Source organism: Paraburkholderia sp. GAS333 (assembly GCF_050435665.1).
Taxonomy (GTDB): Bacteria; Pseudomonadota; Gammaproteobacteria; order Burkholderiales; family Burkholderiaceae; genus Paraburkholderia; species Paraburkholderia fungorum_A.
The window spans coordinates 655,749-676,963 of sequence record NZ_JBNDKS010000003.1; the positions used below are offsets into that span (position 1 = coordinate 655,749).

General features: G+C 63.2%; 18 protein-coding genes. 6 read left to right on the top strand and 12 right to left on the bottom strand.

Going from position 1 to position 21,215, the window contains the following annotated elements:
• The first annotated feature begins 263 nt into the window (after positions 1-263).
• Positions 264-1,001, top strand: coding sequence for a TetR/AcrR family transcriptional regulator (locus tag ABH945_RS18645; protein ID WP_429251492.1), 738 nt, complete (start codon positions 264-266; stop codon positions 999-1,001).
• Positions 1,002-1,058: 57 nt separating this feature from the next.
• Here the strand turns inward: ABH945_RS18645 and pcaC are convergent, their stop codons facing one another.
• The 5 genes from pcaC to ABH945_RS18670 form a co-directional block, all read right to left on the bottom strand.
• Complete coding sequence (pcaC, locus tag ABH945_RS18650) at positions 1,059-1,463, bottom strand: 4-carboxymuconolactone decarboxylase (RefSeq protein WP_074770226.1); 405 nt, start codon at positions 1,461-1,463, stop codon at positions 1,059-1,061.
• Entirely contained in the window at positions 1,460-2,251 is a 792-nt protein-coding gene (pcaD, locus tag ABH945_RS18655) for a 3-oxoadipate enol-lactonase (RefSeq protein WP_429251493.1), read from the bottom strand. The genes pcaC and pcaD overlap by 4 nt, the downstream gene beginning before the upstream one ends.
• A 5-nt stretch (positions 2,252-2,256) precedes the next feature.
• Entirely contained in the window at positions 2,257-3,636 is a 1,380-nt protein-coding gene (locus ABH945_RS18660) for a 3-carboxy-cis,cis-muconate cycloisomerase (RefSeq protein WP_429251494.1), read from the bottom strand.
• 306 nt (positions 3,637-3,942) lie between these two features.
• Positions 3,943-4,602, bottom strand: coding sequence for a 3-oxoacid CoA-transferase subunit B (locus ABH945_RS18665; RefSeq protein WP_074770232.1), 660 nt, complete (start codon positions 4,600-4,602; stop codon positions 3,943-3,945).
• Between the two features lie 14 nt (positions 4,603-4,616).
• Positions 4,617-5,324, bottom strand: a complete 708-nt coding sequence (locus ABH945_RS18670) for a 3-oxoacid CoA-transferase subunit A (protein WP_074770234.1) — start codon at positions 5,322-5,324, stop codon at positions 4,617-4,619.
• A gap of 454 nt (positions 5,325-5,778) precedes the next feature.
• On the opposite strand from ABH945_RS18670, the gene ABH945_RS18675 reads away from it, so the two are divergent.
• From ABH945_RS18675 to ABH945_RS18685, 3 genes are all read left to right on the top strand, one after another.
• Complete coding sequence (locus ABH945_RS18675) at positions 5,779-6,708, top strand: LysR family transcriptional regulator (RefSeq protein ID WP_429251495.1); 930 nt, start codon at positions 5,779-5,781, stop codon at positions 6,706-6,708.
• Between the two features lie 133 nt (positions 6,709-6,841).
• On the top strand, positions 6,842-7,477 hold the full coding sequence (folE, locus tag ABH945_RS18680; RefSeq protein ID WP_074770238.1) for a GTP cyclohydrolase I FolE: 636 nt from the start codon (positions 6,842-6,844) through the stop codon (positions 7,475-7,477).
• 323 nt (positions 7,478-7,800) lie between these two features.
• Positions 7,801-8,850, top strand: coding sequence for a VTT domain-containing protein (locus ABH945_RS18685; RefSeq protein WP_074770240.1), 1,050 nt, complete (start codon positions 7,801-7,803; stop codon positions 8,848-8,850).
• Positions 8,851-8,913: 63 nt separating this feature from the next.
• Here ABH945_RS18685 and ABH945_RS18690 read toward each other — a convergent pair whose 3' ends face one another.
• Positions 8,914-10,491 (bottom strand): sensor domain-containing diguanylate cyclase, encoded by a 1,578-nt coding sequence (locus ABH945_RS18690; RefSeq protein WP_429251496.1) that lies wholly within the window; start codon positions 10,489-10,491, stop codon positions 8,914-8,916.
• Positions 10,492-10,701: 210 nt separating this feature from the next.
• Positions 10,702-11,583, bottom strand: coding sequence for a CHAD domain-containing protein (locus ABH945_RS18695; RefSeq protein ID WP_429251497.1), 882 nt, complete (start codon positions 11,581-11,583; stop codon positions 10,702-10,704).
• Between the two features lie 343 nt (positions 11,584-11,926).
• On the opposite strand from ABH945_RS18695, the gene ABH945_RS18700 reads away from it, so the two are divergent.
• The gene (locus ABH945_RS18700; protein ID WP_074770244.1) at positions 11,927-13,513 is read left to right on the top strand and encodes an inorganic phosphate transporter; all 1,587 of its coding nucleotides are present in this window, start codon (positions 11,927-11,929) and stop codon (positions 13,511-13,513) included.
• 116 nt (positions 13,514-13,629) lie between these two features.
• Here the strand turns inward: ABH945_RS18700 and ppk2 are convergent, their stop codons facing one another.
• Together ppk2 and ABH945_RS18710 are read right to left on the bottom strand one after the other, a co-directional pair.
• Positions 13,630-14,556, bottom strand: a complete 927-nt coding sequence (gene ppk2, locus ABH945_RS18705) for a polyphosphate kinase 2 (RefSeq protein ID WP_074770246.1) — start codon at positions 14,554-14,556, stop codon at positions 13,630-13,632.
• Between the two features lie 291 nt (positions 14,557-14,847).
• Entirely contained in the window at positions 14,848-15,255 is a 408-nt protein-coding gene (locus tag ABH945_RS18710) for a VOC family protein (RefSeq protein WP_429251498.1), read from the bottom strand.
• A gap of 318 nt (positions 15,256-15,573) precedes the next feature.
• Here ABH945_RS18710 and ABH945_RS18715 point away from each other — a divergent pair, with 318 nt between their 5' ends.
• Entirely contained in the window at positions 15,574-16,635 is a 1,062-nt protein-coding gene (locus ABH945_RS18715; RefSeq protein WP_429251499.1) for a S1C family serine protease, read from the top strand.
• 142 nt (positions 16,636-16,777) lie between these two features.
• Here the strand turns inward: ABH945_RS18715 and ggt are convergent, their stop codons facing one another.
• The 3 genes from ggt to ABH945_RS18730 form a co-directional block, all read right to left on the bottom strand.
• Positions 16,778-18,511 carry a gamma-glutamyltransferase gene (gene ggt / locus ABH945_RS18720; protein ID WP_429251500.1) on the bottom strand — a complete coding sequence of 578 codons (1,734 nt, stop codon included), beginning with the start codon at positions 18,509-18,511 and terminating at the stop codon, positions 16,778-16,780.
• Between the two features lie 313 nt (positions 18,512-18,824).
• Positions 18,825-20,228: an MFS transporter gene (locus tag ABH945_RS18725; protein ID WP_074770254.1), complete on the bottom strand. Its 1,404-nt coding sequence runs from the start codon at positions 20,226-20,228 to the stop codon at positions 18,825-18,827.
• A gap of 218 nt (positions 20,229-20,446) precedes the next feature.
• Positions 20,447-21,211: an NTP transferase domain-containing protein gene (locus tag ABH945_RS18730; RefSeq protein WP_074770256.1), complete on the bottom strand. Its 765-nt coding sequence runs from the start codon at positions 21,209-21,211 to the stop codon at positions 20,447-20,449.
• Positions 21,212-21,215 lie beyond the last annotated feature (4 nt).

Below are 21,215 nucleotides of genomic sequence, written 5' to 3' on the forward strand. Positions count from 1 at the left end.
TCTTCTACACCAAACTTGAATTAAATCTACCCGATCAAAATAGACTGTGCAACGGGTTTCCCGATGTGCAACGTAATGGTGCAACGCGGCATCGCCAGATGAATCGCGGTTCGGCCAGCGCTTCAATCTACGCCTGTGCGATGAATCGCGCAGCGCCTGCCGCAAGCGCCAATGCGGGCTGTATGATGAAGACGCGCTAGTGCGTGACCGGCCGGCGCGCATGTCGTTTTAATCTGACGCTAACAAAGCAATTCGAGGCCGCCATGAGTTCCACCGTCGCCCGCAAGCCGGGTGCTACCGGCATCCGTGCGAAACAGGCGCAGGATACGCGCGCCAAGATTCTGAAAGCGGCCATCAAGGTCTTCGCCAAGCAAGGCTATGCGAGTGGACGCGTCGAAAGCATTTCGAAGGCCGCGCGTTCGCACGACCGCATGATCTATTACTACTTCGGCAGCAAGGAGCAATTGTTCGTCGAAGTACTCGAAACGATCTACACGCAATTCAACGAAGCGGAAAGCAAACTCAATCTCGATCTGAACGACCCTGTGCATGGCCTGGAGCAGATGGTCGAATTCGTCTGGCAGTATTACCTCGATCACCCCGAGTTCGTCACGCTACTGTCGAGCGAGAATCTGCATCAGGGCAAGCACGCGAAAAAGTCCGTCAAATTGAAGGAGATTTCGGGCTACGCAATTTCGGTCGTGCAGAAGTTGCTGGACGCGGGGCAAGCGCTGCACGTCTTTCGCGCTGACGTGAAAGCGCGCGATGTGTATCTGATGATCGCGTCGCTCGGTTATTTCTATAACGCCAATCAGTACACGCTGGGGGCTTTTCTCGGCGAGCCGTTAATGGACAAAGCCGCGCTGGCGCATTGGCTCGATGTCATCAAGGACACGGTGTTGCGCGCAGTGCGTTTGCAAACGCCCGTAGCTGCGAGTGCAGCGCCGACGCAAACCGGCAATAGAGAACAGCAGAAGGAAAGCGCCCACGGCGCGGTATAAAAAAACGCGCACCGTTTTACCGGCGCGCGTTTTTTCAAAGCAACCCGGCAGTTCGCGTTACGGCTTCGCAGCGCTCGCCGCCGCAGCGTCGTCTTCACGGAACAGCTTGTCGGCCAGGTGAAACGCCGAATTCGCCGCAGGCACGCCGGCATAAATCGCGGTTTGCAACAGCACTTCCTTGATCTGCTCGCGCGTCACGCCATTGTTCTTTGCAGCACGCAAATGCAGCGCGAGTTCTTCGCTGCGGTTGAGCGCGACCATCATCGCAATGGTGATCAGGCTGCGCGTGTGACGCGGCAACCCTTCGCGCGTCCAGATTTCGCCCCACGCGTAACGCGTTATCAGGTTCTGGAATTCGTCGGTCAATTCGGTGCGGTTCGCGAGCGACCGGTCGACGTGCGCGCTGCCGAGCACCGCGCGACGCACGGTCATTCCGGCTTCGTAACGGTCTTCGTCGTTCATTTCTTCTCCGTCAGGAAATCGAGCACGGCCTTGTTGAAAGCGTCGGTCTTCTCGATGTTGGAAATATGCGAGGCGTCCAGTTCGACATAGCGCGCGCCGGGAATCGACTGCGCGAGTTCGCGGCCTTGCGCGGGCGTCGCGGCGAGATCGTGCGTGCCGCTGATCACCAGCGCCGGCACCTTGATCCCCGCCGTTTCGGGGCGCAGGTCGGTGGCGTCGATCGCGTCGCAATTCGATGCATAGCCTTCCTTGTCGGTATGCACGAACACGTCGCGAATCATCGACAACACCACCGGCTCGCGTTCGAAATAGTCAGCGGTGAACCAGCGCGGCAGAACCGCGTCGGCCAGTGCGAGCATCCCTTCGCTGCGGGCTTTCGCGGCGCGCGGCACCCACACTTCCGGCGAACCGATACGCGCCGCCGTGTTGCACAGCACGACGCGCTCGAAGCGATCGCCATGACGCGCGGCCAATGCGACGCCCGTGAGGCCGCCCATCGACAGTCCGCAGAAATTCGCGCGGGCGATTTTCAGCGTGTCCATCAGGCCGAGCACGTCGCCGGTCAGTTGTTCGATCGTGTACGGCCCCTTCGGCGCTTCCGAATGACCGTGACCGCGCGTGTCGTAACGCAGCACGCGGAAATGTTTCGACAGCGCCGCGACTTGCGGCGTCCACATGGACAGATCGCTGCCGAGCGAATTCGACAGCACGATCCACGGTGCGTTGCCGTGACGGTCACCGTCGATTCGATAGTGAAGCTCGGTACCGTTGACTGCGGCGTAGGGCATGCCGGTTACTCCTTGGAATGGGCGCGCTCGATGCGCGCGGTGTGAAGTGCCAGCGCGGCGTCCACATAAGCGTGGGCCTGGCCGACATATTGAGCGGGATCGAGCAACTGCTTCAGGCGCTCGAGCGGAAGATGTTCGGTGACGGCCGCGTCGGCGGCGAGCACTTCAAAAAGCGTCTTGCCGTCGCGAATCGCAGCCTTCGACGCCCGCTCGACCAGATGATGCGCGTCGAGCCGGCCGATGCTGTCGCCGAGCGCGAGCATCACCGCTTCGCCGAGAATCAGCCCGTGCGTGATGTCGAGATTGGCGGCGAGGCGCGGCACGTTCACGTTCAGGCCCGACGCGATCTGCTCGATGTTGGCGAGCGCGCCGCCCGCGAGACGCGCGAGATCGGGCAATGCGTCCCACTCGGCCTGCCAGCCGCCGAGCGCGCGTTCGTGCTCCTGCACCATCCCGGCGAAGACCGTGGCCACCAGCCCCGGCGCGCGCGTCGCGGCGGTCAGCACGGCGGCGCAGCCAACCGGATTGCGCTTGTGCGGCATCGTCGACGAACCGCCCTTGCCTGCCGCGGCGGGCTCGGCGAGTTCGTCGATTTCGGTTTGCATCTGCAGCGAGATATCGCGCGCGATCTTGCCGAGCGTGCCGATCAGCATGCCGAACAGCGACGCGGTTTCGGCCATGCGGTCACGCTGCGTGTGCCACGGCAACGTGGGAACGGTCAGGCCGAGTTCACGCGCCAGCGCTTGCGTGACTTGCGGCGCGGCGTCACGCAGACTCGCGAGCGTGCCCGCCGCTCCGCCGAACTGCAGCACCAGCACGCGAGCGCGCAGCGCATCGAGCCGCTCGCGATGTCGCAGCAACGCGTCGAGCCATTGCGCGAACTTCAGACCGAGCGTGATCGGCAGCGCCTGTTGCAACCAGGTGCGGCCGATCATCGGCGTCGCGCGATGGGCGGCGGCGAGTGTCGCGACCGCGTCGCAAGTGGCTTGCAGACCGCTGTCGAGCAGGTCGAAGGTGTCGCGCAGTTGCAGCACCGTCGCCGTGTCGATGATGTCCTGGCTCGTCGCGCCCCAATGCACGTATTTCGACGCTTCGGCGTCGGCCGCCTTGACGCGCGCGGTGAGTTGCTTGACAAGCGGAATCGCGAGATTGCCGCCGAGCGCAGCGTCACGTGCGAGCGCGTCGGCGTCGAGTTGATCGGCGTGGCAGGCGGCTTCGATCGCGGGTACGGCGGAAGCGGGAATGACCTGGTGCGCCGCCGAAGCGCGCGAGAGAGCGGCTTCGACGTCGAGCATCCGTTGCAGCGTCGCGCGCGGCGCCCAGATGTCGTTCATCGGCTGTGTGCCGCAGAGAAGGCCGGTCAGACGGGCACTGGAGTCGAGCATGTTGACGTCGATGATCGAGAGAATCGGAAGTGATGGAGTCGCGCGGCGAGCGGTCCGATGTGTGCGACGAGATACCCGCGATCAATCTCGGGCATCTGACGCAAAACACCGCTCATACCGCACGAATCGTGAACGGCGCGGCGAGCGCGAAGTAGCGACGTATTGTGCGCCAAACGCGGCGGCGCCGTCGCTGAAGCTGACACGCCAGCACGAAGGAGGTTTAGCTCGATGCGTGCTGGCGTGACGGTGAAACTTGCGCGTCGCCACGTGCGGCAATGCCCCTGGCGATTGACGCCGAGCGCCGCGTTAAGCCGCGCGAGCCGCCTGCGTACCGTCGATCAGAGGCACGCCGGTCAACTTGTGCAGCGCATCGAAATCGATGTCCGAGAAAATCTCGCGCACCACCAGACCCTTGTCGGTCACGTCGATCATCGCGAGGTCCGTATAGATACGGTCGACGCAGGCCACACCCGTCACCGGATACGAACATTCAGCGGCGATCTTGCTTTCGCCCTGCTTGGTCAGGTGTTCCATCATCACGTAGACCTGCTTCGCGCCGATCGCCAGATCCATCGCGCCGCCCACAGCCGGAATCGCGTCGGGCGCGCCGGTGTGCCAGTTCGCCAGATCGCCCTTCGCCGACACCTGGAACGCGCCGAGCACGCAGAAGTCGAGGTGGCCGCCGCGCATCATCGCGAACGAATCCGAGTGATGGAAGTACGCGCCGCCCGTCAGCAACGTGACGTGCTGCTTGCCGGCGTTGATCAGTTCGTCGTCTTCCTCGCCTTTGGCGGGCGCCGGGCCCATGCCCAGCAGACCGTTTTCGCTGTGCAGGAAGATTTCCTTGTCGGCGGCGAGGTGGTTCGCCACCAGCGTCGGCACGCCGATGCCGAGGTTCACATAAGCGCCTTCAGGGATGTCCTGTGCAACGCGCTTGGCCATTTCATCGCGGGTCAGTTTTTTCATGTCGGGTCTCCGGTTCAGGCGGCAGCGTCGTGAGGATTGGGCATCGGGGCGTGAGCCGCTTGCGGCACTTCGATCACGCGTTGCACGAAAATGCCCGGCGTCACGATGTTTTCCGGGTCGAGCGCGCCGAGCGGCACGACTTGCGACACCTGCACGATTGCGGTTTTTGCCGCGCTCGCCATGATCGGGCCGAAATTGCGCGCCGTCTTGCGATACACGAGGTTGCCCCAGCGGTCGCCCTTGTACGCCTTGATCAAGGCGAAGTCCGCATGCAGCGGCGATTCCAGCACGTAATGCTTGCCGTCGATCAAACGGGTTTCCTTGCCTTCGGCGAGCTTGGTGCCGTAAGCGGTCGGCGTGAAGAAGCCGCCGATGCCCGCGCCCGCTGCGCGGATACGCTCTGCGAGGTTGCCCTGCGGCACGAGTTCCAGCTCGATTTCGCCGGCGCGGTAGAGCGCGTCGAACACATACGAATCGGTCTGACGGGGGAACGAGCAGATGATCTTGCGCACGCGCTTCGCTTTCAGCAGCGCAGCCAGGCCGATGTCGCCGTTGCCTGCATTGTTGTTGACGATGGTGAGATCGCGCGAACCCTGCTCGATGAGCGCGTCGATCAATTCCGACGGCATGCCGGCCGTGCCGAAGCCGCCGATCATGACGGTCGCGCCGTCCTGGACATCGGCAACCGCCGACTGAAGTGACTCGAAAATCTTGTTGATCATGTCGAATTTCCTTGTGGGGCGCTGCGTGCCGCGAGGCTGACTGCCGTGGCCGGCAGGGCTTCTACGAGACGGTCTCCGGGCCAATGCTGGCGGCGGCTCGCCGGTGGGAGATGCAAGCTGGCGCCTTCGGTTTGTCCGCTGCCGGCCGGTTCAATATTTGTTCGATATATGAACATGGATTCGGTTAGCGAACGCTCAGGCGATTATGGTTGTCCTTCGGGCGGGTTGTCAAGGCAGGGAAATCCCCTTAATCATAGGTTCTTGCGCGCAAAAATGGCGGCTTGCGTGCATTGCCAAGGCGCGCGAGGCGGGGTTAAGCACAGGCTTCGAAAGCCCGGCAAGGTGCCACCTGCAGGCCAGGAAAAATTGAACTCCACTATCCTCCGGGCATATTTTTAGACTACCCTCTATGCGGATAACAAATAGACCCACCCCGCTTCGCAGGCGATAAAGCATGTCCGAGACACAACTGGATCTGAATCTGATCCCCTATCTGGTCGCGATGGAAGACACCCGCAATGTCAGCCGCGCCGCCGAACAGCTTGGCGTCAGCCAGCCTCGCGTGAGCACCGCGCTGGGCCGTTTGCGCGAATATTTCGACGACCCGCTATTCGTGCGCACGTCGAAAGGCATGGAGCCGACGCCACGTGCGCTCGCGATCCTGCCCGCCGCGCGCGACGCGCTTCTGCGTATCGAGAAAGGCATGCTCGACGTGCAGGACTTCGAGCCGGCCACCAGCACCCACACGTTTTCGATTGCGCTGTCCGATGTCGGCGAAATCGTCTTCCTGCCGCGTCTGCTGCAGCTTTTCTCCGAGCGCGCGCCATTCGCGAATCTGCGCTCGGTGACGCTGTCGCCATTGCAGGTGGAACGCGGCCTCGAATCGGGCGATGTCGATCTGGCGGTCGGCTACTTCCCCGATCTGGCGGGGAATAACTTCTTTCAGCAACGGCTGTTCACTCACCGGTTCATCTGCCTGATGCGCTCGGGGCATCCACTCGCGAAAGCGCCGCTCACGCTCGCGCAATATGTGGCGGCGGGGCATGCCGTCGTACGCTCCGAGGGACGCAGCCAGGAAGTCCTCGAACAGTATCTGGAGAAGAAGCGCATCAAGCGTCGCGCGGTGCTGGAAACGCCGCACTTCATGAGCCTGCCGTTCATCCTCGCGCACACCGATCTGCTCGCGACCGTGCCGCACGCCATCGGCTTCGCGTACGTGTCGGAGCATGCGTCGATCATGCTGGTCGAACCGCCGCTGCCGTTGCCGCGTTTCGATCTGCGGCAGCACTGGCATCGCAAGTTTCACAACGATCCGCGTGCGAGCTGGCTGCGCAGCGTGGTCGCCGAACTGTTCAACGACGCGATGGACGAGTGGCCGAAGTGACCGGGATGAATCAGCGCCCCGACAGCAACAAGGGACATCGGCACGATGGACCGCAAAACATGGAACAATGGCCGCACTCATTGAACCCGCGCGCTCCGTACGGCGTCGACGCGCGATCCCAGAGGAGCGACGCATGACCAGCAGCAAGGCAAAGAAGAAAACTCAACCCGCAGCGGAGCGTCCGAGCCGCGATGAAGCCGAAGCCGCCGTGCGCGTGCTGTTGCGCTGGGCTGGCGACGATCCGGCGCGCGAAGGTCTGATCGATACACCCGCACGCGTCGTGCGCTCGTACGAGGAGTTCTACGCGGGATATCAGGTCGATCCGCGCGAGATTCTGGCCCGCACCTTTTCCGAAGTGGACGGCTACGACGAAATGATCGTGCTGAAAGATATCCGCTTCGAAAGCTATTGCGAGCACCACATGGTGCCGATCATCGGGCGCGCGCATGTGGCGTATCTACCGCAGCATCGGGTGGTCGGCATCTCGAAGCTGGCGCGTCTGGTCGATGCATTCGCCAAGCGTCTGCAGATCCAGGAAAAGATGACCGTGCAGATCGCCGATACGTTGAACGATGTACTGCAACCGGCGGGCGTCGGCGTGATTCTCGAAGCCGCGCACCAATGCATGTCGACGCGTGGCGTGCATAAGGCCGGCGTCACAATGGTGACGTCGCGGATGCTGGGCACGTTCCGCACCGATCCGTCGACACGGCGCGAGTTTCTGTCGATCGTGGGTAATCCTGGCGTGGTGGCGGTGGCGAATACCTGACAGGTTGGGAGGGGCGGCAGTGAGGCGGCCTGGTGGTTTGCTGCGCCGGCCGCCGCTTGAACCGCGTTGTTCATCGTTGGTGCTCACGCCAGATGCGCCACCGCCCTCCTTCCAGCAACACACATCACGTCTTAGCTCCAACCCCTCCAGAACTCCCGCCTCTCCGCCGCCCGCTACCGCCTCATCCATCGGTTATTCTCACCAGACAAAGCGTCTGCCGGCCTGAAAACGCGCCCGATTCGCGCCGTCAGGAACGCACTTTGCGTGCCGTTGAGCCATCCACGAAACCAGCCCGCCCAACCGCAATAACAGGAGCGTCTCAATTGCTAGAGATTCCGACTTCGGCGGTGGTCACCTGGGGCGGCGCGGTCGTCTTCGTCAACGTGCTATTGACGCGCCTCGGCGTGCCGATCCCCGCCGTCCCGGTTCTGCTGTTCGCCGGCTCGGCCATCGCAGCCGGCACGCTGTCGTTCTGGCCGGTGCTTGGCTCAGCCGTGCTGGCCGCCGCTATCGGCGACGGCGCGTGGTTCGCCGCCGGTCGTCTCTATGGCCGCAAGCTGCTGGCCGCGCTCGGCCGCCTGTCTCCCGCCGTCGATTCCAAAGTCGAAACCGCCCGCTCGCTATTCGAGCGCTTCGGCGTGCCGCTCGTGTCGATTTCGAAGTTCGTGCCGGGGCTCGGCCTCATCACCCCGCCGCTGATGGGCACGACCGCCGTCGATATCCGCATCTACGCGCTTTGGGATATCGGCGGGGCCGTCGCGTGGGCGACGTTCTGGCTGCTTGGCGGCGCGGCGGCGGAACGGGAACTGCACATGCTGCTCGCGTTCGTCACGTCGCGCGGCGGCACGGTGTTCGACATTCTGGTGATCTCCGCGGCCGCCTTTCTGGTCTACCGGCTGTATCAGCGACGCCGCGAGCGACGCCTGTTTGCCAATGCGGCGTCGGCCGAAGCGGCGGCGCGGGCGGCCGGCGGCAGATGGCGGCGCGTCGCGCCGTCGCGGATACTCGATGCCCGCCCCGACGAACCCGCCTCCGGCGCGCAGTCGCGCATTCCCGGCGCGCTCGCGCTCGATCCGCACTCACCTGAGCAGATCGACGGTGCACTGCGTGCGTACGACATGGTGATTTACTGCATCTGCCCGGACAGCGCGACCGCTGTCGAACTGACGCAGCGTATGCGCAGCAATGGCTACACGCGGATTCGCGCGCTACGCGGCGGCCTCGATGCGTGGCAGCGGCGCGGCTTTCCGGTGGAACCGCTCGCTCCCGCCGACGACGTGACCACCGGCAAACGCGCACCCGCTACTCGCGGCAATGCGCAAGGCGCGATCACCTTGCGCGGCTTCGCGCCACGCAGCAGCCAGAGCACTTGATTTCGCAGACCGCGCGAACATCGCGCTGTGCAGGTGGCCACGAAGCACGAATAAAGCGCGCATTCACGACGACGAGTTCTGCTCGACCGACTGCGCGGTCGTCTGCAACTCCGAGCAAACCCGGTTGCGGCCAGCTGCTTTAGCGGCATAGAGCTGACGATCGGCGGCAGCCAGCAGATCGAGCGCGTGGGCGCCGTCAATCGGAACAAAGGTCGCGCAACCGATACTCACCGTCACCGGAACCGTCTTGCGGTCGCTTTGCACGACGGTCTGCGCCTGCACTTTGCGACGGATTTTTTCCGCGACGACGAGCGTGCCTTCCGCCGAGGTCTCCGGCAACAGAACCGCGAATTCCTCGCCGCCGTAGCGCGCGGCCACGTCGACGGAACGCCGTACGGTCGCCGAAATGCATTCGGCCACGGCGATCAGCGCTTCATCGCCCGCTGCGTGACCGTAGGCATCGTTGAACTGCTTGAAGTGATCGATGTCGATGAAGAGCGCCGACAGCGGCTGCTTCGTGCGCCGCGCGCGCCGCCACTCTTCGTCGAGCCGGTTGTCGAGCACCCGGCGATTGCTGAGACCGGTCAGCGGATCGGTCGCGGCGAGGCGAACCAGCGCCGCCTGCGCGCGCTGCCGGTCGCGCAGAGCGAACGCCAGCGCCCATGACACCATCACGAACGCCGCGCCGAGAGTCAGTGTGAGCAGACCCGCTACCCGGCTGCGATGCCACCACGGCGCGAGCACTTCGTCCACGGCGGGCGCGACCGACGCGATCCACGGCGTACCCGGCACGCGCGCATACGTGTACATGCGGCGCACGCCGTCCACCGCCGACACCGCCACGTACGAGCCGGTGGCATGCGCGGCCATCATCTGGAAGGTCGGCGACTTCGCGATGCTCGAGCCGATATCGCGCCCGATCAGCGGTTTGCGTGCGAGCAGGGTGCCGTCGTCCATCACGATGAATACCGCGCCAAGTTGCCCGGTGTCGATCCGCTCCAGCAGATGCTGAAAGTATTCGATGCGGATCGCGAGCAGCGCGACGCCGGCAAATTCGCCTTTGGCATCGTCGATACGGCGCGTCAGGCCGATCGACAGTTTTCCGTCGCGCAGTCGCGAGTGGAATGGATGCGAGAAGTACAGCCCCACGACAGGGCTGCGCTGATGCGCCAGGAAGTAATCGCGATCGGCGAGGCGAACGGCGGTATTGATGTCGGCGTTCTGCGATGCGCTCACCTCGCCCGCCGGACCGATCACATATGCGCCGCCCAGATAGGCAGCGGTGGTCGCGCGGTCGAACAGCACGGAGCGCCTCAGGTCGTCCGGCAAAGCGTTGACGACTGGATCGCGCGCGCCGTCCACCATCGATTGCAATGACAGGTCGTAGATTTCGACGTTGCGCGCGAGGTCGCTGGAGATGATCGAGACGAGATTCTGCGAAGTCTGACGCGCGTGATCGAGCGCGTCGGCGCGGCCCATCTGAAGGGTAAGCAGCGTCAGTCCTGCCATCGCCGTCGCGATCAACGTGCCGGCCACGCCCGCAACCATCGGATGATTGCCCACATTTCGCGTCACGCTGTCACGAGTTCTGCGCAGCAACCTGCGCCACCGGCGACGCCGCGAAAGCGTTTGATGTACCACGTGCGCGTCGCCTCCTTCGCAATGGGTGTGCATCGCCGGGTGCCGGGGATGCGTGGTTTATGTCGTTGCCGGACGGTCCTGCGCGCGGCTTCACGCGGGCTTCGTATGGGCTTCGTGTGGGCGGAGGGCAGGTGCGAACGCGAGGGCTACCGTCTTTCCCGCAGCGACCCAAAAGCGCTCACGCCTTCACAGCCCATCTTTCCGCCTTTATCAAAGCTTGTGCAGCAGCCGGGCCGCCGAGCGTATGCGGCGTTTGCGCTCCGTCCTGAGCCAATCGAGCGCGGCGCTGGGATCGGCTGAGCCGGGAATCGACGTGGCATTGTCACGCAACAACTGTTCGCTGGCGACGACATCGTTCAGCGCACCGAAGCGTTTCTGGATCTGCTTCAGCCGCTTGAGCGTGCGTTTGTGCGCGCCCTTCAACACCGGCTCGAAAAATTCGAGCAGATAGCGCACTTTTTTGCCCGCTTTCCTGACGTTGTGAAAGGCGATGTAGTTGGACCGTTTGGCGCCACGCGCACGCTTCATCCGTTTTTTCAGCGAGCGCTCGGCAGCCGCCACGCGTCTTTCGGCGAATTTGCGCAGCAGCACCCGATCGTGCGAAGTGTTCAGTTCTCTGGCGGTAATCGACAACGCGTCGTGCAGCAAATGTTTGACGTCGGCATTTGACAGCGTTTCGCGACTCGTGGCGAGCGCCGCGCCGCGCGCGTCGTGGAGCCGGGGCGTGAGTTCGCCAGCGCCGCTTTTTTCATTCTCGAGCAGTTCGATCAGGATGTCCCAATCGCGCGTTTTGCCGGCTGCAGTTGCCAGAAATTTGTAGACAGCCCGTTCGCGCGACGCTTCGGCCTGGTCCTCGCTTTTTTCCAGCAGCGGCTCGAATGCCCACCACAGCGACCGCAGGCGACGCAGCGAAACGCGTAATTTGTGCAGCGCTTCCGGCGATGGATCGCCGCGCAACGCACCGGCGAACTCGACCGCGTGATCGACGAGCGGCGCGGCATACGACACGAACGCCGCCTGCGCCGAGGTGTCCCGCTGGTCGGGCTCGCTGACGGCAGACTGCTTTGTCTCCTTCCCGTTGTCCCGCTTCATCGATCCTCCTTTGAATGGGCCTTTCAGGAAAGGTAGCAAAAAAGGGACCCTGCCGGTGTTTGCGACGCATGGGTCGCGTTTGTCGGTGTTCGTCGGCGTGCGAAAGATGCTGTTTCGCCTGCATCGACTTATCCCCAAACGCGCGCCTCCAGCCAGTGCTTTTCGGACCGCCGCCCGCCCGTATCCGCCACCCGCAAACTCCTCGGGTGAATCGGCGCGAAGCCTTGCTGCAAGCCCCTCCCCGCGCGATGCGGCTCTCCCGGCGTGTCACCTCGCTGTCATCATTACGACACACGGCGCACGCAGGATCGGAAGTTCCGCGACAAACTTTGGGGCTCACGTCATGCCGGAACTTTCGTACCCGCAGCCAGGCGCAGCAAGCGGTAAAGGGCGCAATATCGGCCTCTTCGTCTTCATCGTAGTCATCCTCGCGGGCGCTATTTACTGCGCGGTCCATTTGCTCGACGATCTCGCGCCAGTCCGCGAATCCTCGTTCATGCCGTACCTGCTGCTCGGAGTGGCGCTGCTGATTGCGCTCGGCTTCGAATTCGTGAACGGTTTCCATGACACCGCCAACGCGGTCGCCACCGTGATCTACACCCATTCGCTCACGCCAAACCTCGCGGTGGTGTGGTCCGGCGCGTGGAATTTCCTCGGCGTGCTGACGTCGAGCGGCGCGGTCGCGTTCGGCATCCTGCAACTGCTGCCGGTCGAGCTGATCCTGCAAGTGGGCAGCAGCGCCGGTTTCGCGATGGTCTTCGCGCTGCTGATCGCCGCGATCATCTGGAATCTCGGCACGTGGTACTTCGGCCTGCCGTCGTCGAGTTCGCATACGCTGATCGGCTCGATCATCGGCGTGGGTCTGATGAACCAGTTGATGCACGGCACCAACGGCACCAGCGGCGTGGACTGGAACCAGGCGCTCGGCGTCGGCAAATCGCTGCTGTTTTCGCCGCTGGTCGGCTTTCTTGCCGCCGGTTTGCTGCTGCTGATCCTGAAGGCCGTGGTGCGGGTTCCCGCGCTGTATGCCGAGCCGAAGGGCAAGGAGCCGCCGCCGTTCTGGATTCGCAGCCTGCTGATTCTGACCTGCACGGGCGTGTCGTTCGCGCACGGGTCGAACGACGGCCAGAAAGGCATGGGCCTGATCATGCTGATCCTGATCGGCACGGTGCCGACCGCGTACGCGCTGAACAAGGCGGTCACGCCGTCGGAAACGCTGAACTTCGTGGCTGTGGCGCAGCAAACCGCCACCGCGCTCGGCAACTACACGCAAGGCGTGGCGGCTCCTGCCAATCCGCGTGCGGAAGTCGAGACGTTCGTGCGCACGCATCAGCTGACGCCGACCACGGTGCCGGCGCTGCAGCAACTGACGCTGCTGATCGGCAAGCAGGTCGGCGACTCGGGCTCGATGGCCGCCGTGCCGCAAAACATCGTCGATAACGTGCGCAACAACATGTACGTGGCGTCCGAAGCGATCCGTCTGATGAACAAGGCCCAACAGCCGGCGTTTTCGCCCGAAAACGCGAAGATCATCAACAACTTCAAGGCGCAAACGGATCACGCGACGAAGTTCATCCCGACCTGGGTCAAGGTGGCGGTGGCGATTGCGCTCGGCCTCGGCACGATGGTCGGATGGAAGCGGATCGTCGTGACAGTCGGCGAGAAAATCGGCAAGCAGCATCTGACGTATGGGCAAGGGGCATCGGCCGAAGTGGTGGCGATGCTGACGATCGGCGCCGCCGACATGTACGGTCTGCCGGTCTCGACGACCCACGTGCTGTCGTCGGGCGTGGCGGGCACGATGGCGGCCAACGGCTCCGGGCTGCAATGGGGCACGGTGCGCAGCCTGATCATGGCGTGGGTGCTGACGCTGCCGGTGTCGATTGCGCTGGCTGCGGGCTTGTACTGGGTGTTCCGCGCGGTGTTCTGACGATGTATTGCAGGCGAGGCCGGTCGTCAGTGACGATCGGCCTCAGCATGAAAAAAAGCGCGGCCCGAATGGGCCGCGCTTTTTTATGGTCGACTGCTGGCTGAAAACGACGCGTGTCAGAACACCTCGGGCACGATCATCGACGCCGGCACCGGCTGACGGCTGTATTCGTCGTGATAGACGCGGTCCGGCAATTCGATGGTCGGATGCTCGATCTCGTGATACGGCACCTGACTCAGCAGATGCTGGATGCAGTTCAGGCGCGCGCGCTTCTTGTCCACGGCCTGCACGACCCACCACGGCGCTTCGGGAATATGCGAGCGCTGCAGCATCACTTCCTTGGCCTGCGTATAGGCTTCCCAGCGACGCCGGCTCTCCAGATCCATCGGACTGAGCTTCCACTGTTTCAGCGGATCGTGAATGCGGTTCTGGAAGCGGATTTCCTGCTCTTCGTCGGTGATCGAGAACCAGTACTTGAGAATCTGCACGCCGCTGCGCGCCAGCATCTTTTCGAATTCCGGCACCGAGCGGAAAAACTCTTCGTACTCTTCATCGCTGCAAAAATTCATCACGCGTTCGACGCCCGCGCGGTTGTACCAGCTGCGGTCGAACAGCACCATCTCGCCGCCCGCCGGCAGATGCGACACGTAGCGCTGGAAATACCATTGCGTGCGCTCGCGGTTATTCGGCGCAGGCAGCGCCGCGACCCGGCACACGCGCGGATTGAGCCGCTGCGTGATACGTTTGATCGCACCGCCCTTGCCAGCCGCATCGCGTCCTTCGAAGATCACGACCAGCCGGTGGCCGGTCTGCACGATCCAGTCCTGCAGCTTCACGAGCTCGCCCTGCAGGCGGAACAACTCGCGAAAATACATCTTGCGGGATTCGCGGTTCTCCGCCGTCATTGCATCCGCGCCGTCGATGATGCGGTCATCGACCTCCATCTCGAGTTCCTCGTCGTACGCATCGATGAGGTCTTCCTCGAAACGGCGTTGCCGCTCCGCGAGCCATTCGGCTTCAGGTCTCGGATCCTGCTCTTTCATTGCGGCTCTCCTGGCAACAGAAATGGTTAGGCGCGCGGCGATATGCGCGACGCGAACGCGTTCGATTATCGAAGCGCCAGGTGTCAGCCGTGTTACCGCGACGGCTACGTTCGCGGCCATTAACGGCGAGTTTTCCGGCTACTTCGCGGTTTCCTGCTGGAATTGACGGCTGGCGCCATGCGCCGGCGCCTGTACGCTATCCGCTATCAACTATCAGCGACCACGTGGATGCGGGGCGTCAGTGGGCGGGCCATCAACCATGATAGCGAGTTTTACACAGGACGCCCGGCACTAACGCAATGGCCGCGCGAAGCTGATCTCGTGGCCGTCCGGATCGGTGATGTGGAAATAACGCTCGCCCCAAGGGGCGTCGGATGGCTCCAGCGACGGTTTCAATCCCGCTGCCAGTGCCTTGCGATAGAGCGCATCGACATCGGACACGTAGATGATCACGCGGCCCCACCAGTTGACCGGCGCGCGCGTATCGACGATCAGGTTCAGATACGAGCCGCCGAATTCGAACGAGGTGAAGGCCTCCTGCGGGCCGCCGAATTTCATCGGAAAGCCGAGCGCCCCGTAGAAGGCCACGGCGCGCGACATGTCGCGCGTGGCGAGTGTGATGGCGCTCAGGGACTGGATTTGCGGGTCGTCGGAGGCGGCTGGTTCGCCCGATGAAGAGAATGGCTTGGCGGAGTTCATCGCGGGGGCTCCTTGGCTTGGTGAGGGCGGTTGAGGTTTGATGCGGCATTTGCGGATTCGGTTCTGGCTCCGAACGTGGGCAACGCCCGGGTTCAGCTTCTGGTCGACGCTATAGAGCCAGCCGGGAGGTGCCTCCGATCCGGCCACAGCGGTTTTCCGATACATAACACTTTGCCATTCGCAGAACGCGTGCCCGTAAAAAACATCTCACCGCCGCCGCGCGACCCTTCGCGGCGGCTGCCGACCGGGCGGCTCAATCACCCTTGAAAACGCCTGCCGCGCCCCGCATCTGCGGGTCCGTTTATCCGGAGCATCGCCATGGGAAGCCGTCCACGCTTCATCGATGACCTGTCGCGCGCCGCATCCGACGCCCCCGGGCCAAACCCGCTCAACCCCTTAACCGACGACGCCCTGCTCGACGCCTATTCCCGCACCGTGATCGGCGCGCTGGAACGCGTGCAGCAGGCGGTCGCCTTCATTTCCGTCGAACGCCGGCTGCCCGGCGAATTGTCTGGCCGCGTGCCCGAGCGCGACCGTGGTCGAGGCGCTCGCGGCGGCACCGGCTCCGGCTTCATCTTCACGCCCGACGGCTACCTGCTGACCAACAGCCACGTCGTTCACGGCGCGACGCACATTCAGGTAACGCTCGCCGACGGCGCGAAGTTCGACGCGGATCTGGTCGGCGACGACCCCGGCAGCGATCTCGCCGTGCTGCGTATCGGCTCGCCGGAACCGCTGCCGCACGTCGAACTCGGCGAGTCGTCGAAACTTCGCGTCGGGCAGATTGCGATTGCCGTCGGCAATCCGCTCGGCCTCGCGCAAACCGTCACGACCGGTGTGGTGTCGGCGCTCGGCCGCTCGCTGCGTTCGAACTCCGGCCGGATGATCTACGACGTGATCCAGACCGACGCCGCGCTCAATCCCGGCAATTCCGGCGGTCCGCTGATCAACTCGGCAGGCCAGGTGATCGGCGTGAATACCGCGATCATCCCCGGCGCGCAGGCAATCTGTTTCGCGACCGCGATCGACACGGCCAAGTGGGTCATCATGCAGATCTTCGCGCATGGCCGCGTGCGGCGAGCCTATATCGGCGTGGCCGGCACGACGACGCCGCTGTCGCGTCGGGTGCAGCGTTATTTCGGCCTGAATTCGGAAAGCGGCGTGCATGTGATGGAGATAGTCAAAGGCAGCCCGGCCGCGCTCGCGGGCGTGCGCACCGACGACACCATCGTCGCAATCGACGCGCTGCCGGTGCAGGACGTCGACAGCCTGCAACGCACGCTCGATGTTTCGCGTATCGACAAACCGGTCAACGTGACAGTGCTGCGTGGCGCGCAACGGCTCGAATTGACGCTGACGCCGGTCGAGCAGACCGCCTGACGCAACCCGGTTTTTGTCTTTCATCGGCCGGCTCGTTGCACAGTAAAAAACCTCGCGCTTTACTTAGCCGCGAGGTTTTTTGTTTGCGTGCAGCGAATCTGCCGCGGTCGCAAAAGGCGCTCCATGCGTGCGACCAGAAGCGTTACGGAATCACCCGCGTCACGCCTCGCCCACGCGGATCGGCAGCGGCCTCGGGCGTATCCCCGTTCACCTTGATCGCCTGGATATCGCCGCTGAAATCCTGCCCTTCGAGCTTGTAACCCTTCGCTTCGATCTGCTGCGCAAGTTCGCCTTCAATCGGCTTGTACGGCTCCCAGAAAATCGTGTTCGGCGGCAACAGTTGATGGTGGAAGCGCATCGCGCCGACCGCGTCCTGCAGCGGCATGTTGTAGTCGTACACGTTGTTGATCACCTGGAAGATCGACGTGAAAATGCGCGAGCCGCCCGGCGTGCCGATCACGAGCGACACCTTGCCGTCCTTCGTCAGAATGGTCGGGGTCATCGAAGAAAGCGGGCGCTTTTTCGGCTCGATCGAATTCGCGTCCTTGCCCACCACACCGAACTCGTTCGCGACACCAGGCTTCGCCGAGAAGTCGTCCATCTCGTCGTTGAGCACAATGCCGGTCTGATCCACCACCACGCCCGAGCCGAAATAACCGTTGATGGTGTACGTATTCGACACCGCGTTGCCCCATTTATCGATCACCGAGAAGTGCGTGGTTTCCGCTTTCTCCGGCATGTTCGTGCCGAGACCCGGTTGCACGCTCTTCGTGTCCGACGGCGTAGTCGGGTTGACTTCAGCGGCACGCTTCGCGTTGTACGAGTCGTCGATCAACTGCGAAACAGGCACCTTGTAGAAGTCTGGATCGCCGAGATATTGCGCGCGATCGGCAAACACGCGCTTCTCGATTTCGGCGATCAGATGCACGTATTGCGCGGAATTGAGCGGGACGTCCTTGAAGTCGGGCGCAAGATCGGCCTTCATTTTCAGCAGTTGCACGAGGCCGACGCCGCCCGAACTCGGAGGCGGCGCGGTGATCACGCGATAGCCGTTCCAGTTGGCCTGAACCGGCTCACGCCAGACGGCTTTGTACTGCTGCAAATCATCCTTCGTGATGAGGCCGTGACCTCGCATGGACGCCGCGATCAGATCCGCCGTCCTGCCCGAGTAGAAGTCCTTCGCGCCCTGATCGGAAATGCGTTGCAGCACGGCGGCGAGATCCGCCTGCTTGAAGTTGACGCCCTGTTTCAGATTGCCGAAGTAAGTGTCGAAGTTGGTCTTGCCCGCGAAGTCTTTGGCAGCATCGTCACGGCGCTCCTGCAATTGCTGGCTCACTTCGAAACCGTCGCGTGCATAGTGAATGGCCGGGGCGAGCACCTGCTTCCACTTGAGCTTGCCGAAGCGGCGCTGTGCCTGCCACATGCCGTCAACGGTGCCCGGCACACCCACCGCGCGATAGCCGATCACGCTCATGCCTTTGATGACCGCGCCCTTGTCGTCGAGGTACATGTTTTTCGTCGCGGCCAGCGGTGCGCGTTCGCGATAATCGAGGAAGTACGGTTTGCCGTCCACGTACAGCGTCATGAACCCGCCGCCGCCGATGTTGCCCGCTTCCGGATAGGTCACGGCCAGCGTGAAGGCAATCGCCACAGCCGCGTCAACGGCATTGCCGCCTTCCTTGAAAATCTGCTCGGCGGCGTCGGCGCTGTATTTGTCGGCGACCGCAATGGCAGAGGCCGAGAGAACAGCAGGCGGGGTTTTGGCGGCCGCCTTGGCTACGGCAGGCGAGGCTTCGAGAAAGCCAGTCGAAACGGAGACGAGTGCGACCAGCGTGAGACCGCTGGCTGAAGACTTGGCGCTGCGGAACAACCTCATTGAAAATCCCCCAGAACATCGATTCGTCAGACGATAAGCGATTCGCGTTTTTCTTACAACGTGCAAGTAGATGGTCGGGCGCGAGGTGCATCGCGCGTGACGCGCTCACGAAAGAGTGCGCGGTGGCACGACAACGCGCGCAGCAACAAACGTGCCGCGCGGATTTGGAACAATGGGAATCAGCAGGAACAGGAAGGGGAAATGCGCAGGCGAACGGAGCCGCGCGTCTCCATCAAACGACGGCGCAGCGGCTGACGTGACGTGGCAACGGAGGCGTGAAGGTGGCGCAGCTAAACCCACGCCCCCGCACTACTCATGCGGTGCCGCGACTACCGCGCGAGAGTTCGTCGCCTGCGTTGTGCGGCAAGCGCGCGGTGACCGGAATCGACAGGAACGAGAACAGACCGACCACGAGAAACGCCGGCCAGAAATCGGTGAACACGATCTTCGGATGGCCCTGCAGGTTGTGCGAAATCTGCAGCACGATGCCGGCAATCGTCACGCCGAGTCCCAGCGATATCTGCTGGATCACGCTCGCAACACTCGTTGCACGGCCGACTTCGCTGCTCGGAATATCCGCATACGCCAGCGAGTTCAGCGACGTGAACTGCAACGAAGGGAAGAACCCGCCGACCAGCACGACACACCAGATCAGCCAATGCGGTGTACCGGGAAAGAACAGCCCATAGCCCGCGATGACAAGACCCGCGCACGCCGCGTTGAACAACAGCACGGTGCGAAAGCCGAAGCGCCGCAGAATGCGCATGGCCGCCGTCTTCATGAAGATCGCGCCGAACGCGGACGCACACGTGATCGAACCCGCCTTGAACGCCGTCATGCCGAGACCTTCCTGCAACGCAAGCGGCAGCAGAAACGGCACAGCGCCAAGCCCGATCCGGAACAGCGAGCCGCCCACCACGCTCGCGTGAAAACTGGGGATGCGCAGAAGCCGCAGATCGAGCACAGGCAGTTCGACGCGACTTGCGTAGAGCACATAAAGCAGCAGCAACACGACGCCGCTCAGGCACATGATGACCGACACGCTCGTCGTCACAAGCTCGCCGCCGATCAGCGAAAGCCCCAGCATGAACAGCGACGCTCCGCCCGCCGACAGCACGAAGCCGGTCCAGTCGAGCCGTCCGGGATGCGCCTCGCGCACATTGGCAATGTGCTTGTTGGCAAGCCAGATACCGAGCAGACCAATCGGAATATTGATGAAGAAAATCAGACGCCAGTGCAGATACGTCGTGATGAAACCACCGAGCGGCGGCCCGACAACCGGCCCAAGCAGCGCGGGCACCGTCAGATAATTGACCGCGCGAATGAAGTCCGATTTCGGCACCGAGCGGAAGATGATGATGCGACCCACCGGCACCATCATCGCGCCGCCGATGCCTTGCACGAAGCGCGCAACCACGAATGTGCCGAGCGACGTGGAGGCCGCGCACATCAGCGAGCCGGCCATGAAAATGCCGATGGCCGTGCGAAACACCGTGCGTGAACCGAAGCGGTCGGCGACCCAGCCGCAGATCGGAATGAACACGCCGAGGCCGATCACGTAGGCCGTGACGGCAAGCTTCAGCGTGATGGGGTCCTGACCGAGATCGCGCGCCAGAACAGGCAGCGAGGTCACGATGACCGTGCCGTCCACATTCTCCATGAACATCGCGCACGCGACGATCAGCGGAACGATGAAAGTGCCTAAAGCGAGAGGCATTGGCATGACGACGGGGTGCTAGGCCGTCGGTGTAAAGCGTCGATTATGGCATCGCAGCGGCAACAAATGTTGTTGCTCTGGCGCTTTTAGTGAACTTGCATTTCCCAGGCACGTAAGCCGCGGCGTGAGTTATGCCCATCGACAGCGCACGAAAAAAATGGCGAGCCGGCATCACGCCGGCTCGCCACATCATGCGAGGAAATACGTCGTACAGCCGCTTAGCGCGACGCGCTGACCAGCGGTTGCAGTTGCGGCAGGATCTCGGTGCTTGCCCGCGCAACGTCGTTCGGGAAGTCGATTTCGATCCACGGAGCGCCGGTCACGTCGGCGGTATCGAACACCTGGCTGCGCTCCAGCAGCAGGTCGCGCACCGCTTCTTCGTGCGGCAGATTCGCCCGGCCACTGTCGATATAACCGGCGACGATCTGCGCGAAACGTTGCGCCGCTTCTTCGCGGAAACGGAAGAAGCCGACCGATTCGCCAATCGTGTCGTACTCGAGATTGACGGCCAGCTGCTTGCGCAACTCGACCGGCACGCCGTCTTTCAGACACAGCTTGACGGGCTCGTCGCCCGCTTCGAAATCACGGTCGATCAGCAGACGGTTGACCGTTTCGCCCGCCACCAGGGCGCTGAGAATGCGCTCGTCGTACAGCACGTCGGCGTCCATCAGCAGTACGTCGCCGCCGCGCGTAAGCGCGTCAGCAACCGTGTGCACCGTCAGCACGCTGCCCAGGTCATAGCGCGTGTTGAGCACGGTCTCGACCTGATGCGGCCAGTTGATGCGCTCCAGTTCCGCCTGCACCGATTCCGGCTGGAAACCGAGCGCGAGAACGACGTCGGTCACGCCTGCGGTTTCGAGCATTTGCAGATGCCGTTCGAGCAGGCTCATACCGTCGAACTGCAACAGGCACTTCGGGAACTGGGCTTGCGGCGGTTGCTGAAGACGCAGGCCGAGGCCCGCAGCGAGGATGATGGCACGCATGCGC